This is a genomic window from Consotaella aegiceratis (genome assembly GCF_036541425.1).
Taxonomy (GTDB): domain Bacteria; phylum Pseudomonadota; class Alphaproteobacteria; order Rhizobiales; family Rhizobiaceae; genus Consotaella; species Consotaella aegiceratis.
In genome coordinates, this window is sequence record NZ_JAZHFT010000034.1 from 29,582 (window position 1) to 46,214 (window position 16,633).

Below are 16,633 nucleotides of genomic sequence, written 5' to 3' on the forward strand. Positions count from 1 at the left end.
CCTCTTCTCCGGAGTTCAGCCCATGGCACTGGAAGACATCCGCCGCATTCCGCTCGGCTTCCTTCCTACCCCGATCGAGCCGATGGAAAGCTTCAGCCGGTCGCTCGGAATCAACCTTTCGATCAAGCGTGACGACTTCACTGGCTTCGGCGGCGGCGGCAACAAGGTCCGCAAGCTCGAATTCCTGATGGCCGACGCGATCGATCAGGGCGTCAAGGTGCTGATCACCACCGGCGGCCATCAGTCGAATCACGCCCGCATGGTGGCGGCGGCGGCGCGCCGCTTCGGGATGAAGCCGGTGCTGGTTCTGCGCGGCCACGAACCCAAGGAATTTCAGGGCAATCTGCTGCTCGATCGCCTGTTCGGCGCCGAACTCGAGTTTCTCGATCCCGATGCCTATTTCGAGCTGATCGCGCCGCGCATGCAGGCCCATGCCGACGCCGCCGAGGCGCGCGGCGAAAAGGCCTACATCATGCCAGTGGGTGGCGCGACGCCGCTCGGCGCCCTCGGCTACGCCCAGGCAGTCAAGGAGATGGCGGAGCAGTATGCCGCAGCGGGCCGCAAGGCGCCCGACGTGATCGCGACAGCCGTCGGATCGGGCGGCACCCTGGCGGGACTTGCCATCGGCGTTCATCTCCACTGGCCGCAGACGAAGATCGTCGGCATCGCCGTTTCGGGCAGCGCCGTGCCCTTCACCGAACGCTGCGCCGTGATGGCGACGGCCGGTGGCAAGCTGATCGCCGCGGGCCGGAGCTGGACGGCGGACGAGATGTGGCTGGAGACCGACTATGTCGGCCCTGCCTATGGCGTGCCGAGCGCCGCCGGCAACGCCGCCATCAAGCGGGCCGCCCGCGACGAAGGCATCCTTCTCGATCCGGTCTACACCGGCAAAGGCATGGCGGGCCTTCTCGACATCGTGCAGAAGGGCAAGATCGATCCGGGCGCCGACGTCCTGTTCATCCACACCGGCGGCTCTCCGGCGCTCTTCCCCTTCGCCGAAACGCTCAATCAAGACTGAGCGCCATGGCCTATCGTATCGGCTGCGACGTCGGCGGGACATTCACCGACCTTTGCCTGTTCGAAGTCGAGACTGGCCGCTCGGTCTTCGTCAAGACACCGACCACGGTCGGCGAGCAGGCGATTGCCGTCATCGAGGCGACGAAGATGGCCATGGGTCTCGCCGGCATCATGCCGGACGAGCTCGTCGGCTTCTCGCACGGCACCACGGTGGCGACCAACGCCATTCTCGAACGCAAGGGCGCCAGGACGGCGCTCCTCGTCACCGAAGGGTTTCGCGATCTCCTGATCATCGGCCGCCAGACACGCGCTCATCTCTACGATCAGGCGGCACGCCATCCTGCGCCTCTGGTGCCGCGCTCGCTGGTGTTCGAAGTGCCGGAACGGCTCGGGCCGGACGGTGCTGTCCGCCGCGCGTTGGACGAAGAGGCACTGGAGGCGGTCGCCGAGGAGCTGAAGCGCGAGGGCGTCGAAACCGTCGCGGTGACGTTTCTTCACTCTTATGCCAATGCGGCGCATGAGCGCCGCGCCGCCGAACTGTTGACCCGCCGTCTGCCGGATCTCAAGGTGTCCATCTCCAGCGACGTGCTCGCCCAGCCCGGCGAGTTCGAGCGGGCATCGACGACGGTGATGAACGCCTATCTGATGCCGCCGCTGAAGAGCTATCTCGGCGCCATCTCGCGGCGACTGGACGAGATCGGCGTCGCTGCCGAACCTGCCATCATGCAGTCCAGCGGCGGCGTCATGCCGATCGAGACGGCCTCGAATGCCAAAGCGGTCCACACCTGCCTGTCCGGACCGGCCGCCGGCATGATCGGAGCCCGCTCCTTCGCCGAAGCCGCCGGTTTCGGCAACGTCGTCACCATTGACATGGGCGGCACCAGCTTCGACGTGGGTCTGATCCAGGACGGCGAGATCCTGACGCGCTACGAAGGCGCCATCGAGGGCTTTCCGATCCGCGTGCCGATGTTCGACATCATCACGCTCGGTGCCGGCGGCGGCTCGATCGCCGAGGTCGACATCGGCGGCCTTCTAAAGGTCGGCCCGGAGAGCGCGGGCGCCCGTCCCGGCCCCGCCGCCTACGGCAAGGGCGGCGAGCGCCCCACCGTGACCGACGCCAATGTGGTGCTCGGCCGCCTGCGCGCCGGCCGAGCCCTGGGCGGCGGCATCGTCATCGACCGTGACAGGGCGGTCCGCGCCATCGGCACGCATGTCGCCGAGCCGCTCGGCATTTCCGTCGAGGAGGCCGCGGCCGGTATCCTGCGTATCGTCAATGCCGCGATGGTCCGCGGCATGCGCACGGTCACCGTCGAGCGCGGCCTCGATCCGCGCGGTTTCGCGGCGATGGCCTTCGGCGGGGCCGGCCCGCTGCACGCCGTCGACCTCTGCGCCGAACTCGGCATTGAGACGGTCATCATTCCGCCTTCGCCAGGGCTCCTGTGCGCGATCGGCCTGCTCTTGGCGCCGTGGCGCCACGACGAGACGGGCGTCGTCGGCAAGATCGCCGACGCCATCCCGCCGTCCGACCTTGACGCATTGGTTGCCGAGCTCGGCGAGCGGGTTCTGACGGTGGCCGACACCGACGGAATCGACCGCGCGGCCGTGGCGCTTTCGCCGCTTCTCGGCCTGCGCTATCGCGGCCAGGGTCACGAGATTCTCGTTCCGCTCGGCCGCGACGGGCTCGATCCGGCGATCGAGGCTTTCCACGCTGCGCACCGGCAAAGCTTCGGCTACGCTCGCCGCGACGAGCCCGTGGAACTTGTGCTGCTGCGCATGGCCGGCACCGGACCGGCCCCCAGTACGACCCTGCCGCTGCCGATGATCGAGAATGACGCCGAGCCGCTCGTCGCCCACACGCCGCTCTGGATCGACGGCGACGTCCGCGAGGTTCCCGTCTACGACCGAACAAGGCTCGTGCCGGGCAGCGTGCTGACTGGTCCGCTCGTCGTCGAGCAGCAGGACACCACCCTCATCGTCGGCGACCAGACCCTGACCGTCGATCGGTTCGGCAGCCTCGTCATCAGGATGAACAGCGATGGTTGAAGACGCGATCCTGCCCGAGGTGGTGCGCCACGGGCTGCAGGCGGTGGCCGAGGAGATGGGCGCAGCCCTGATCCGCACCGCTTATTCGGTCAACATTCGCGACCGCCGCGATTTCTCCTGTGGCGTCTTCGACGCGCAAGCCCAGCTGATCGCCCAGGCCGAGCACATCCCGGTGCATTTGGGCCTGCTGTCGGGCGTGGTCGGACGCGTCGTCGCGGACATGGGCGCCGATCTTCCGGCCAGCAGCATGATCGTCACCAACAATCCCTGGCTGACGGGCTCGCATCTTCCCGACGTCGTCGTCATCGCACCGGTGGACCACGAGGGCGTACGGCTCGGTTATGTCGCCAACATGGCCCACCAGGTCGATGTCGGCGGCATGGCGCCCGGCAGCCTGGCCCTCGGCGTTTCCGACATCATGCAGGAGGGACTGCGTGTGCCGCCGATGCTGCTGATGCGCGCCGGCAGCCTGGACGAAACGGTCCTCGCCCTGTTCCGGCTCGGCAGCCGCACGCCGGACATGGTGGCCGGCGATCTTCTTGCGCAGGCGGCCGCCAACACGATCGGGGCCCGCCGCCTCGCCGAACTGGTTCTGCGCACCGGGCAGGCTGAGTTCGACGGCGCGGTGACCGCCCTTCTCGACAACACCACTCTTCGCCTGAAGCAGCGTCTCGCCGCCCTGGACGGCAGGAGCGTAACGTTTCGCGACGTCCTCGAGTGGCGGGAGGGCGAACACGATGTCGATCTCGCCATCCACGTCCGGCTGGGCGTCAAAGACAGCAATCTGATGGTCGACTTCGAAGGAACCTCGGGCCAAGTGCGCGGTCCGGTCAACGCACCGCGCTTCATCACCACGAGCTGCGTTCTCTACACGGTCAAAGCGATGCTCGATCCAGGCCTGCCGTCCAACGCCGGGCTTTTGCGCGCAATCGAAGTCAGGACGCCGAAGGGTTCGATCGTCGATGCCGACCCGCCCTTCCCCGTCGGCCTGTGCACGTCGATCACCAGCAGCCGGGTGTGCGACGCGCTGCTCGGCGCCTTCGACCAACTGTTGCCGGATCATCAGATCGCCGCCTCGACCGGCAGCATGAACGCGCTGATCGTCGGCGGCACCGACCCCGCAACGGGCCGCGCCTATTCCTATGTCGAGACCTACGGCGGCGGCCAGGGTGCGCTCAGCGGCCGCGACGGGGCCGACGGCATCCACTGCAATATGACCAACACTGCCAACTCGCCCGTCGAATTCATCGAGCGGGAGTATCCGATGACGGTCCTTCACTACGGCCTTGTCAACGGCAGCGCCGGCGCGGGCCAATTTCGCGGCGGCCATGGGCTGACCCGCGGCATCAGACTGGAGGCGGACGCCGCCGTGACGCTGCATCTCGATCGCACCCGGCACGAACCGTGGGGTGCCGAGGGCGGCCGCCCGGCGCGCGGCGCGCGCGTGACCGCCGTTGGCGACGATGGCATCACGATCCTGCCGGGCAAAGCGACGGTGTCTCTGGCCAAGGGCACCATGCTGGTGGTCGAAACGGCCGGCGGCGGCGGCTGGGGCGATTCGACCATGCGCGATCCTTCCGCGGCCCGGGCCGATGCCGAAAACGGCTTGGCGCCGCGCGCGGAGGACGCTCGATGAGCCGGCTGATCGATGCGTCGAGCCTGCGCGACCGGCTCGGCCAGGCCGGGCTGCTGCTCGTCGATGTGCGCGGCGACCAGGCCTGGCGCACCGGCACCATCCCCGGCGCCGTCAATCTGAACGTCTACGACTATTTCATTCCGCAGAGCGACGGCGCGGGTTTTGCCGAGCTTGAACGCGCGATCGCCGCTGCCTTCGCGGCGATCGGCGCGACCGACGCCAGGACGGTTGTCTTCTTCGAAGAGCAGACCGGCATGGTCTCGCCGCGCGGCCTCTGGTTCCTGGACTACACGGGACACGACGGCGGGCTGGTGCTCGACGGAGGGCTCGACGCCTGGACGGCGGCCGGCGGCGCGCTGACACCGGGCGACGGTGCCCAGGCCGAAATCGTCTCCAGCCCCTATCATCCGCCGGTCGAGCCCATGCGTCGCGAGCTGATCGCCTCGATCGACGACGTTGCGACGGCCGGCCCCGAGGTCGACGTCCTCGACGTGCGGCGGCCGACCGAGTTCCAGGGCACGTTCGCCCATGACTGCTGCGCGCGGGCAGGACGGATTCCCGGCGCAAAGTTCCTCTTCTACGAAGATCTGCTCGACGCCGGCCGCTACAGGCCGGCAGCGGACCTGCGCCGCCTGTTCGCGACGGCCGGCCTGTCGCCGCAGCGGCCGGTCGTCACCTATTGCCACCGCGGCGCGCGGGCCGCGACCGCCTATGTGGCGCTGCGCGAAGCGGGTTTCGACGACGTGCGCATCTTCGTCGGCTCCTGGCACGAATGGGCTTGGCGGTCCGACCTGCCGCTGGCGGCGGGTCCGGCGGCCTGACGTCCGGATCTTCCATCCGGGACATGGCTGGCCGCATGCGGACCGGCCAAGACCCGCCCTCCCCTATTCCAGTTCGCCCTCGTCGATCAGCACAGGGGGATCGTAGGCCGTCACCGGCGGCAGCGGTCCCGCCCATTTCTCCACCTCGACCAGCGCCGTCTGAGCGGCTGTCGCCTGGGCCAGCTTCGAGGTGCCCTTGTCGAGGGTCAGAACGTTGGGATTGCCGGTCTTGTCCATCGAGCCGTCGCGCGCCGGGTCCTCGGGGTCGTACCAGGCGCCGGTCGCCATCAGCACCACGCCCGGCCGCAGCCTGTCGCTGAGGCGAGCGCCGGCGAGCGTCGCGCCGCGGTCGTTGAAGAGCCGCACGACGTCGCCGTCGGCGATGCCGCGGGTCGCCGCATCCTGAGGGTTGAGATAGACCGGCTCGCGCCCCTTGATCTTCGTCGCCTGACTGACCGGCCCCATATCGAGTTGGCTATGCAGGCGCGCGGCCGGTTGGTTGGAGACGAGATGCAAGGGGTAAACCTGCGCCAGCGGCGCGCGGTGCCATTCCCAGGGCTCGAACCAGGCGGGATGGCCGATGCAATCGTCGTAGCCGAAGCTCGCGATCCGTTCGGAAAAGATCTCGATCCTGCCAGAGGGTGTGCCGAGCGGGTGGCCGGACAGATCGGCGCGGAAGTCGGCATACATCTCGAACGGCTCCGTGCGTTCCGGCAACTCGACCAGCCCCGCTTCCCAGAACGCATCGAATTCCGGCAAGTCGACGCCCATCGCCGCGGACTGCTCGCGGGAGATTTCGTAGATGTGCCGCAGCCACTCGGCCTCGCTGCGCCCTTCCGTGAAGGCCTCCGCCTCCGCCTTGCCGATGCGCCTGGCGATGCCGGTAAAGATCGTGTGGTCGTTGCGCGCCCCGGCCACCGGCGGCACCGCCTGCTTCATTGCCAGGATCGTGCCATCGGCACGCGAAGACATGATGTCGTCGCGCTCGGCGGTGGTCGTCGCCGGTAGGACGATGTCGGCGAAGCGGGCAAAAGGCGTCCACCAGGGTTCGTGCACCACGATGGTTTCCGGCTTGCGCAGGGCTTTCAGAAAGTGGTTGAGATCCTGGTGGTGATGCAGCGGATTGCCGCCGCACCAGTAGATCAGCCGGACGTCGGGATAGGTGATGCGCTGGCCGTCATAGTCGATCGTCGCCCCCGGATGGTCGAGCATGTCGGCAACCCGCGCCACCGGAATGAAGCGGCCGAGCGGATCGACGCCGAGCGGCAGTGTCGGCGGGCGAAAGCGCGGCACCGGATTGCCCGTCCCGTGGACCGCGGCATAGCCATAGCCGATGCCCCCGCCCGGCAGGCCGATCTGTCCCAGCATGGCGGCCAGCACCGCGCCCATCCAGTAGGTCTGCTCGCCATGATCGCAGCGCTGCACCGACAGGCTCAAATTGATGAAGGTGCGATGGCGCGCCATGCGACGGGCGAGCGCCACGATCTCCTCGGCCTCGATCGCGCAGATGGCCGCCGCCCACTCCGGCGTCTTGGCGATCCCGTCGCGAGTGCCCAGCAGATAGGTGAGAAAGGCTTCAAAGCCGACCGTGTACCGCGCGACGAAGTCGGCGTCGTAGAGCCCTTCGCGGTAGAGAACGTGGGCGAGGCCAAGCATCAGCGCGACGTCGGTGTTGGGCATCGGACGGATCCAGTGGGCCTGCGTGAACGCCGGCAGGTCGTCCTGCATCGGGCTGACGAGCACGAAGGCTCCCCCGCGCGCCGCCATCCGCTCGAGAAAGCCCCTGACCTTGTGATTGCCAACGCCGCCGGCCTCGATCTGCGCGTTCTTGAGCGGCAGCCCGCCGAAGCAGACGATGAGCTCGGCATTGGCCGCCAGAACGTCCCAGCCCGTCACCGGTCCCCAGATCGGTCGGTCGGACCCCAGCACGTGCGGCAGGATCACCGAGCCGGCGCCGACGCTATAGGTGTCGCGCGATTTCGTGGCGCCACCGCAAGCGTTGAGAAAGCGCCCCACCTGGCTCTTGGCGTGGTGGAAGCGGCCGGCGCTGCTCCAGCCGTAGGAACCGCCATAGAGGCTTTCGTTGCCGTAGTCCTCGCGAACCCGTGCGATCTCGCCGGCGACCAGGTCGAGCGCAGTCTTCCAGGAGACCGTCACGAAACGCTCGCGGCCGCGCCCCGACCGATCGCTGCCCGCCCCATCGCGCAGCCAGCCTTCGCGCACCGCCGGCGCCAGCACGCGCGACGGCGCCGTCAGCGCCTGCGGCATGGCGTGGATGATCGGCGAAGGATCCTGGTCCTTCTCGAATGGTTCGACGCCGACCATGCGGCCGTCCTCAACAAGGGCATGATAGACGCCCCAATGGGAGGCAGTCAGAATTCGCGTCGGCGGCATCGTGCCATCCTCGTCTTCATTATGGTTCTCGTGGGTTGTTCGACGGCTCATTCGGCAGCGTCTGTTGCGCATTAAGCAACATCGTCTTATAGCCTGCCGGTAGCTGAACGTGCCAATTGTGGCGTTGAGAGGGACGGCTCGAGGGCTTCTCTTCGCCGATGAACGACAAGGGACCCACAGGTGGAGCAGGACGTGACCAACGCAGCGACGGCCGAGGAGGCCATCAAGCGTAAACCGACCCAGCGCGAGTCCAGAGAGAAGCCGGAAGTCGGGGCCGTCGCCCACGCCATCACCATCCTGAAGGTCATCGGCGCCTCGCGCAAAAGCATCGGCGTCAACGAGATCGCGCGGCGGGTCGGGCTTCACAAGAGCACGGTCTCCCGGCTTCTGGCGACGCTGGTCACCCACGGCTTCCTGGAGCGTGGCGAAAACGACGGCCGCTTCAGCCTGGGGTTCGAACTGATCGCCCTGGCGGGCCCGTTGATCGCCGATCTCGACGTCGTCAACGCGGCGCGCCCCGCCCTGCAGGCGCTGGCCGACGAGACCGGCGAAAGCATCTACATCGCGGTGTGGAACGGCCGCGACACGATCATGATCGAGCAGGCGGTCGGCGAACATGCCGTGACCCACTATGCCCGTCCGGGCACGGCAATGCCAACGCATGCCTCCGCAGCCGGCAAGATCTTCATGGCGTTCCTGCCCGCGGCCAAGCATGCAGCCATGTTGCAACCGCTGCCGAGATACACGCCCTTCACAAAGCTCGGGGACGAGCTCGAGGCGGAGCTCGAGGATATCCGCTCGCGCGGGATCGCCTTCAACGATCAGGAATACGAGATCGAATCCTGCGGTGTCGCCGCCCCTGTCCGCGACGTCCGCGGCCAAGTTGTCGGTGCCCTGACGGTGGCTGCGCCCAAGCATCGCTTCGATCCGCGCCAGCAGGTCAAGCTCGCAATGTCGACGGCGCGCTATGCCGAAGAGCTGTCGCGCCGGATGGGTTACGTCGGACGCTGAGGCGGGCGCCCCATCCGGTCCATGGCTTGGGACAGAGCCTCGCCATCGACCTCGGTGCCGAAGTCGGGCAGCACAGCGGCCAGGCCCGGTCATCGGCTCGGCCGGACAGGGCGCGATGGTTGCGCCGGCCAAGGACGCTTCAAGCCAGCTCGTCGACAACGCGCGCCACGGTGTTGAAGGCCAGCAGGATCGGCACCGAGACGATGGCCTGCACCCGCAGCTTGATCGCCTCGTCATATCCAAGGCAGTCCATGACGATGAAATCCGGGTCGAGCGCGGCCATTTCCCGCGCCGCTGCGTCGATCGCTGCAGGATCCGCGCTGGGAAGAAGTGGTACGCCAACGACGCTCCGCCCCTCCTTCGTCCATCGTCCGATGAAATGATCGCGCTGGTCGGCCAACGGCATGAAGACGCCGAGCCGGCCGGTGCCGAAGACCGAATCCACCACCCCCGAAAGCACGGCGGATGGCACGACGAACAGGCCCTTGCGCTCGATGTGGGGAAAGTCGCCGGCGCAGAACAGCATGGCGACCGGCATACCGTCGCGCTTGAGACTGGCAATAACCGCCTCGGCCCGGTCCTCGATGGCGCGTTTCGAAACCTTGCGGCCCGCCGTTTCCTCGATCACACCGCGCTGCTCCTCCGGCAGGAAGGCGATCAGCGTATCGGCCTTGCTCTGAGGCGCGGCGGCCGCCAATCCCGCCTCGTCGAGCCCGTCCAGGGCACCGCGCAGTTCGATCTCGATATCGGTGCCGAGTACCGTGCGAAGCTGCCGTTCAATATCGTGCCGCGGGCTCTGGCCGATCAGCACCACGCCGAGACGCTTGCGGCGCATGGCGATCTTCCTTTCCGTGATGGGTTGAGGTGGAACGAGCAAACAGGCGGTCGGCGAAATGACACGCCGCAAGATGACCGGATGCGACGGGCGCGAGCAGCGGCGTCTTGGATGCGCAAATCTCCTCGGCGAAGGGACAACGCGTGCGAAAGGCGCATCCGCTCGGCGGACTGACGGGACTAGGCACGTCGCCGCTGAGCATCAGGCGCTCACCGCTGATGTCGACCGTCGGTGCCGAACTCATCAGGGCACGCGTGTAGGGATGACGGTGACCGTGCCACACGGCTTCGGCCGGCCCCACCTCGACGATCCGGCCCAGATACATCACCGCGATATGGGTCGAGACGTAGCGCACGACCGAAAGATCGTGGGAGATGAACAGATAGCTCAACCCCAGAGAATTCTGCAGGTCCAGGAAGAGGTTGAGCACCTGCGCCTGGACCGAGACGTCGAGGGCCGAGACCGGTTCGTCGCAGACGATGAGGCGCGGCTCCATCGCCAGAGCCCGGGCGATGCCCACCCGCTGGCATTGGCCGCCCGACATCTCGTGCGGAAACCGGGCGAGATGATCGGGCGTCAGGCCGACACGGCGGATCAGAGCATCGATCCGGGCCTGCCGTTCGGAGCGCCCGGTCAGGCCGCGCATTCGGAATGCCAAATCCAGCACGTCGCCGACGCAATGGCGCGGATTCAAAGAGCTGACCGGGTCTTGGAAGATCATCTGGATCGTTCGCGCTCGTGCCGGCCGATTCATCGCCGCATGATCGCTGCGGCCATCAACCGCCAGCGAGCCAGCCGTGGGATTGGTCAGGCCGACGACGCATCGCGCCAGGGTCGACTTGCCGCAGCCGGATTCGCCCACCAAGCCGAGGATTTCGCCTTCGCCGATGCGCAACGATACGCCATCCACGGCCCGCAACAGACCGCGCGGCGTTGCGTGGTAGACCTTGAGGTCGTCGATCTCGAGAAGACTGCTCACGCCTCTACCAACTCTGGGACCGGGTTGAAGCAGGACGCCCAGTGGCCGGACGGATCGGTATGGGGAGGCGGAGCCTCCGCTCCACACTCCGGCAGACAGGCGGAGCAGCGCGCCTGAAAGGCGCATCCCGGTGGTCGATTACGCGGGGCCGGGACGACGCCATCGATATCGGCGAGCCGGTGACGATGGCTCCAGAAATGGCCATGCGGGCGCGCCTCGATCAGGCCCGCCGTGTAGCGGTGCCGCGGCGCCGACAGAATCGCGCTCGACCGCCCGCCTTCCACCGCCGTGCCGGAATACATGACGATGGCGCGATCGGCATATCCTCCAACCACACCAAGATCGTGCGTGATCAGGATCATCGCCAATCCCATGTCAGTCTGGATCTCCCGCAGAAGGTCTAGAATCTGGGCTTGAACGGTGACGTCGAGCGCGGTCGTCGGCTCGTCGGCCACCAACAGAATGGGGTCGCACGCGAGCGCCATCGCGATCATGACGCGCTGGCGCATGCCGCCGGACAGGCGGTGCGGATAGTCGCTCAGCCGCGCCTCGGGATCGGGAATGTGCACGCGCTTCAGGAGATCCAGGGCTCGTGCGTTCGCCTGCCGCCATGTCAGCCCGCGATGAGTGAGCAGCATTTCCGTAATCTGGACCCCGATCGTCATCACCGGGTTGAGGGCTGTCAACGCGTCCTGGAACACCATCGCCATGCGATTGCCGCGCAGGTCGCGCAACCGAGCTTCGGGCGCACCGACAAGCTCGCGATTCTCGAAGCGGATGCTCGATCCGGACCCAAAATTGAGCTCGGGCGGCAGCAGGCCCATGACGGCCAAAGCCGAGACCGACTTTCCGCATCCCGACTCGCCCACCAGCGCCAGCGTTTCGCCGGCGGCCAAGTCGAAGCTCAGCGCTTGCACCAGGGCAGTGCCGTCCCTGAGATGGATCGACAGGTCGCGAACACTCAAGACGGGGCCGTTCATCGGCGCGCCCTCAATCGGGGATTCAGCATATCGTTCAGGCTGTCGCCGAAGATATTGAGGCCGAGTACGGTCAGCACGACCATGCCTCCGGGCAGCGCTACCAGATACCAGGCCGTGCGCAGCGAGGAGCGCCCTGCTCCGATCATGTTGCCCCAGCTCATCAGATTAGAATCGCCAAGACCCAGAAAGGAAAGACCCGCCTCGACGATGATGGCGCTGGCGACCAGAACCGACGTTGAGACGATGATCGGCGTCAGGCAATTGGGCAGGATCTGCGTCGCGATCAGCCTGAGGTTCGACATGCCGAGAATGCGAGCAGCATGAACGAAATCGGCGCTTCGCAAACGCAGGAACTCGGCGCGCACCAACCGGGCGATGGTCGGCCATGCCGGCAACGCGATGGCCGCCACGATGGTTGTGAGCGACGAGCCGAACAGGCCGACGAGCACCACGGCGAAGAGGAAGCCCGGCATCGTCTGAACGGCATCGGTGAGCCGCATCAGGACGACGTCCAGCCAGCCGCCGTAGAACCCGGCCAGGGCGCCGATGACGGTACCGAGGACGAGAGAGACCGCGGCGGCGGCCAGACTGGTGAGGAGGGAGACCTGGGCGCCGTAGCAAAGGCCCGCGGCGACGTCGCGCCCCATGGAATCGGTGCCCAGAGGAAAGGCCGGGTCGGCGCCCGGCCACATGAAGGGCGAGCCGGCGATCCGCCAGGGACCGTCGGGATAGAGCAGCGGCGCAAGTGCCGCCATCAGGACGACGAGAAGCACGATGAGCAGGCCGAGCCCCCCCTTGGGGTGGCGCAGCAGCAGCGAGCCGGCCCGACCAAAGCGGCCCATCATGCCAGTTCGATCCGCGGGTCGAGCACAACATAAAGCAGATCGACAATGAGATTGATCGCGACGACCACCGCCGAGGCGACGAGAAGCACGCCGAGAAGCAGGTTGACGTCCCGTTGCAGAACCGCATCGAGTGCGGTGCGTCCAAGACCAGGCAGGCTGAAGACGGACTCGATCAGCACGGCCCCGCCGAGCATGGCGCTCACTTGAAGTCCGGCCATCGTCACAAGCGGCAGCAGCGCGTTGCGCAAGGCATGGACATAGACCGTGCGCCGCCGCGTCAGCCCTTTCGCCCGCGCCGTCCGCACATAGTCCTGACCCAGCGCCTCGATCATCGAGGCACGGCCCAGACGCGCATAGAGCGCGACATAGAAGAGGGACAGTGATGCAACGGGCATGATCAGATGACGCGCCACGTCGAGCGTCAACGACCAAACACCAGAGCCCGCTCCGGGCGTGGCGAAGCCGGCGATCGGCAACAGATGCAGCTTCACCGAAAAGATCAGGATCAACAGTAGCCCGGCCAGAAACATCGGCGTCGCGTAAAACAGCAGAACCAACACCGAGATCGCCGTATCGAACACTGTCCCGCGCAGGCGTGCCGCTGTCACGCCGACCAGGCTGCCGACGAAAAGCGACAGAAGCACCGACAGCCCAACGAGAAGACCGGTAACGGGAAGACGCTCCAGGATGATCGTGCTCACGGGCGCCGCGAGAACGGGCGAGTAGCAGAGATCGAAGTGTGCCAGGTTGAACAGATAGGTGCCGAACTGGACGATGACCGGCTGATCGAGCCCGTAGCGCTCGCGCAACACCTGCATCTGGTCGGCATCCATGTTCGCTTGGCCCGCCAGAACGTCGACGAGATCGCCCGGCACCATGTGCAGCAGCACGAAATTGAAGACGATCACCACCACCATCACGACACACGCCTGAGCCAAGCGTCGGCCGACATAGGCGGTCATACCGTGCCGGGCGCCGCGCCGCGCCGCGCGCAGGCATCCTTTGCCGATGACAGGCTCAAGAATCCAGCCAAGTCTCTGCCTGGTCCGAATAGATCCCGGTGGCGCCGAGCGTGTGATCCTTGACGGCGCTCGCCGCGAGCGTGGCGAAGTCGACGCAGCAAAGCGGCACGGCGGGCAGGTCGGCCATCACCCGCTGCTGGAATTCCTTCCATTCGTCCTTGCGCTTGTCGGCATCATTCTCGACTTGGGCCGCCTCCAAGAGCGCGTCGACCTTGGGATTGGCATAGTGGGTACAGTTGGAGAACGCGACGCCGGGCTTGAAATTCTTGGACCAATAGAAGCGCTGCACGCCGATCGTCGGATCGGCCGAGCAGTTGACAGTGTTGGTGTTCATGTCGAAGTCGCGGTCTGTGTAGACCCGCTTGACGAAGGTGCCGAAGTCCTGATTGCGGATCGTCAGGGCGATGCCGATCTGGCGCAGCGATTCCTTGAGAAACTCGCTGATGTGGAAGTTCTCCTCGCCGTTGGGCGCGGGATCGATGGTCAGCGAGAAGCGCGTCCCGTCGGACCCGCGCGGATAGCCGGCCTGGTCCAACAGGGCTTCCGCCTTCTTGAGGTCCAGCGGATAGGACGGCACGCCGTCGCTCGTATAGGCCTCGACCTGGCGATAATGGATGGGGCCGGTCGCGACGACCCCGCGCCCGTACCAGATGTTTTTCAAGATCCAGTCCCGATCCACCGCATGGGCGATCGCTTGGCGCACCAAGGGATCGGAGAGGTATGGATTGTCGAGGTTGAACTCGATGTGATTCAAACCGGAAACATATTCATAGCCCCGCGTCTCGATAGCGAAACCAGGATCGGCGGCCAAGCGGTTGAGATCGGGCGCCGGCAGCCAGCTATATCCGACCATCTGAGCCTCGCCGGCTTCGATCATGGCGGTGCGCGTTGCCGCGTCCGCGATGAAACGCACGACGAACTGATCCAGCCTGGGCAGGTCCGGGTCCCAGTAGTCCGGGTTCTTTTCGAGGATGACGTATTCGCCCGGGGCGTAGGAGACGAAACGGTAGGGCCCGGTCCCCACCGGGGCGAGATTGGCCGGATTGTTTAGGATGTCCGTGCCTTCATAGACATGGGCTGGAATAATCGTCGATTCCATTGCCGCGAGTGCCTTCATCGCGGCCGGCGCCGGGCGATCGAGCACGAAGACCGCGGTGCTCGGATCAGGCGTCTCCACATCAGTGACAGCGGCAAACGTGCTGCGACCGCGACCATGGTGCACCTTCCAGGCCTGCATCATGGAGAAGGCGACATCCTTGGAGGTGAATGCCTCTCCGTCGTGCCATTTGACGCCCTCGCGCAGCTTGAAGGTCACGCGCAGTCCGTCGTCGCGAACCTCCCAGCTCTCAGCCAATCCAGGCCTTGGATTCAGATCGAAATCGTAGGTCAAGAGGCCGTCGGAGAGCTTTGCCGTGATCATCGATTCGACGCCGCCGGTGGTTATTGCGGAGGTAAGGTAGGTCGGCGCTAGGGCCGTCAGCAGCGTAACGGTGCCACCCCCCTTGCTCTGTGCGAAGACCGAAATCGGTAAGCTTGCTGCCAATGCTGAACCGAGGCTGCCGACGAGAAGGCCCCGCCGAGAGATGGTAGATTTAACTTCCATAATCGCGCCATCCCGTTGCTTATTGCGCAACTTCGTTCTGCATATGCAGCCTATGTTACGCTATTATGCACGTCAAGACGTTTTCTAGGCGATTCCCGATCTGCACAAATCCTGTGCATCACAAGAAAGGGGTGGCGCAGCGGGAGACGTGATCATCGCGTATTTCAAGCACGGCAGGCCGCACGTACCGTCCGCGGGTGTTAATCACCAACCTCGCATCGGCGATGCCTCTTGGCCCGGATTGCAGCGCGACGGGCACCGACAGAGCCGACGTTGCGAGCCCACACCGCGGCGCATACGCGCTACGGCTTTCGGCGATCACGGCGCAACTTCGGTCTCGCAGACGTCGGCGCCCTGATATGGCATCGTTCACCCTCGATGACCGCTCATTACGCCAAGGTCGAACTTGCTCTCCTATCCGAGATCAACATCGGTCGACCACTCAGGGTCTCCTCGCCTGAATCAAGGGCCAAAGGTGCGCCTCGCTTTCCAGCGACTTTCCCCCGATTGCTTCACGATATCCCGGACGTGGACGGCGGTCGCCGGCGCGCCGCGCTCCTTCACCTTGGTGCAGAGCTGCCGCAGATCGTCCGGCGTCACCTCGGTCAGAAGGCGGTTCTTCCATGCCGGAAGAATATCCCGGTCGAGGATTGCCTTGCGCATCGAGCGGGTGCTTTCCGCCATGCGCGCTTCCTTCATCCATAAGGCGCTGACCGCGCCGAAGCTACGCGCCATGGCCTTGCGCCGCTTGTCGCGCTGCTTCTCGTGGGCGGGGGAAGTCCCTCCGCCACCAACTTGCGGGCGGCTAGGCAGCGCTCGCGCGCTTCAGCGAGCGTGACGCCGTCAGCAACCATAGCGGCCGATCGTCAGCGTCTCCCAGCGGCCGTTCAGACGGCAATCGTACCGGAACGTGATTTGGCCGGTCGTGGCGACGGAAGCATACATACCGTCACGATCGGCCACCTTGTACAATTTATCCTTTGGTTTCAGCCTCTTGATGGTCATATCGGTAAGCATGGAGACGGCCTCGTTGACGATCGAAAACGCCTTTTCGACCCCCAAATTGCCGTCAAATCCGATACCGTCAATCGAAACGAATAACCATTTATATCAGCGCATTATGCTGATCTTGCGCCTAGCGCTACGGTTCTTGGCCTGACGGTAAGGAGGAAATCCGCCGACCGGAGAAAATTGCATACCGTCGCACGCATCGTCAGAGCCCATCGCTTCAGGGCGATAGACTCCGAACAGGGGAATCGCATTTGGGAATTTGAAGTGGCATTTGTTGGTTGAATGGAATCGGATGAGGGCCTAGCTCTGAGAGTCTTCTCTGATTGGGGTCGTTGAGGTCAAGCTGCTCCTTTCGGCATTTCTGGATCATTTCGCCCCGCGGGTCACGCGCTTCTCTTCGCGGTCGGCGTATAGCCGCCGCATGATGGGGTCAGGA

At 65.7% G+C, this 16,633-nt stretch carries 12 protein-coding genes and 1 pseudogene; 5 read left to right on the top strand and 8 right to left on the bottom strand.

Going from position 1 to position 16,633, the window contains the following annotated elements; genetic code table 11:
• The first annotated feature begins 22 nt into the window (after positions 1-22).
• The 4 genes from SMD10_RS19165 to SMD10_RS19180 are packed head-to-tail and all read left to right on the top strand — an operon-like array spanning position 23 to position 5,517.
• Positions 23-1,018: a 1-aminocyclopropane-1-carboxylate deaminase/D-cysteine desulfhydrase gene (locus SMD10_RS19165; protein WP_331687340.1), complete on the top strand. Its 996-nt coding sequence runs from the start codon at positions 23-25 to the stop codon at positions 1,016-1,018.
• A gap of 5 nt (positions 1,019-1,023) precedes the next feature.
• Positions 1,024-3,060 carry a hydantoinase/oxoprolinase family protein gene (locus SMD10_RS19170; RefSeq protein ID WP_331687341.1) on the top strand — a complete coding sequence of 679 codons (2,037 nt, stop codon included), beginning with the start codon at positions 1,024-1,026 and terminating at the stop codon, positions 3,058-3,060.
• Positions 3,053-4,696, top strand: a complete 1,644-nt coding sequence (locus tag SMD10_RS19175; protein WP_331687342.1) for a hydantoinase B/oxoprolinase family protein — start codon at positions 3,053-3,055, stop codon at positions 4,694-4,696. The genes SMD10_RS19170 and SMD10_RS19175 overlap by 8 nt, the downstream gene beginning before the upstream one ends.
• Complete coding sequence (locus SMD10_RS19180; protein ID WP_331687343.1) at positions 4,693-5,517, top strand: sulfurtransferase; 825 nt, start codon at positions 4,693-4,695, stop codon at positions 5,515-5,517. The genes SMD10_RS19175 and SMD10_RS19180 overlap by 4 nt, the downstream gene beginning before the upstream one ends.
• Before the next feature lie 63 nt (positions 5,518-5,580).
• Here the strand turns inward: SMD10_RS19180 and SMD10_RS19185 are convergent, their stop codons facing one another.
• Positions 5,581-7,911, bottom strand: a complete 2,331-nt coding sequence (locus SMD10_RS19185; protein ID WP_331687344.1) for a molybdopterin-dependent oxidoreductase — start codon at positions 7,909-7,911, stop codon at positions 5,581-5,583.
• Positions 7,912-8,103: 192 nt separating this feature from the next.
• Here SMD10_RS19185 and SMD10_RS19190 point away from each other — a divergent pair, with 192 nt between their 5' ends.
• Positions 8,104-8,922, top strand: a complete 819-nt coding sequence (locus SMD10_RS19190; protein WP_331687345.1) for an IclR family transcriptional regulator — start codon at positions 8,104-8,106, stop codon at positions 8,920-8,922.
• A 139-nt stretch (positions 8,923-9,061) separates the two neighbouring features.
• On the opposite strand, the gene SMD10_RS19195 is transcribed toward SMD10_RS19190, so the two are convergent.
• The 7 genes and pseudogenes from SMD10_RS19195 to SMD10_RS19225 form a co-directional block, all read right to left on the bottom strand.
• Complete coding sequence (locus SMD10_RS19195; RefSeq protein ID WP_331687346.1) at positions 9,062-9,757, bottom strand: AroM family protein; 696 nt, start codon at positions 9,755-9,757, stop codon at positions 9,062-9,064.
• Positions 9,699-10,736: an ABC transporter ATP-binding protein gene (locus SMD10_RS19200; protein ID WP_331687347.1), complete on the bottom strand. Its 1,038-nt coding sequence runs from the start codon at positions 10,734-10,736 to the stop codon at positions 9,699-9,701. The genes SMD10_RS19195 and SMD10_RS19200 overlap by 59 nt, the downstream gene beginning before the upstream one ends.
• Positions 10,733-11,716: an ABC transporter ATP-binding protein gene (locus SMD10_RS19205; RefSeq protein WP_331687348.1), complete on the bottom strand. Its 984-nt coding sequence runs from the start codon at positions 11,714-11,716 to the stop codon at positions 10,733-10,735. The genes SMD10_RS19200 and SMD10_RS19205 overlap by 4 nt, the downstream gene beginning before the upstream one ends.
• Positions 11,713-12,561 carry an ABC transporter permease gene (locus tag SMD10_RS19210; RefSeq protein WP_331687349.1) on the bottom strand — a complete coding sequence of 283 codons (849 nt, stop codon included), beginning with the start codon at positions 12,559-12,561 and terminating at the stop codon, positions 11,713-11,715. The genes SMD10_RS19205 and SMD10_RS19210 overlap by 4 nt, the downstream gene beginning before the upstream one ends.
• Entirely contained in the window at positions 12,558-13,523 is a 966-nt protein-coding gene (locus tag SMD10_RS19215; RefSeq protein WP_331687350.1) for an ABC transporter permease, read from the bottom strand. Before SMD10_RS19215 ends, SMD10_RS19210 begins: the two co-directional genes overlap by 4 nt.
• A gap of 55 nt (positions 13,524-13,578) precedes the next feature.
• The gene (locus SMD10_RS19220) at positions 13,579-15,003 is read right to left on the bottom strand and encodes an ABC transporter substrate-binding protein (RefSeq protein ID WP_331687351.1); all 1,425 of its coding nucleotides are present in this window, start codon (positions 15,001-15,003) and stop codon (positions 13,579-13,581) included.
• Between the two features lie 690 nt (positions 15,004-15,693).
• A pseudogene (locus SMD10_RS19225) lies at positions 15,694-16,203 on the bottom strand (tyrosine-type recombinase/integrase); the annotation flags it as partial.
• Between the last annotated feature and the right edge of the window lie 430 nt (positions 16,204-16,633).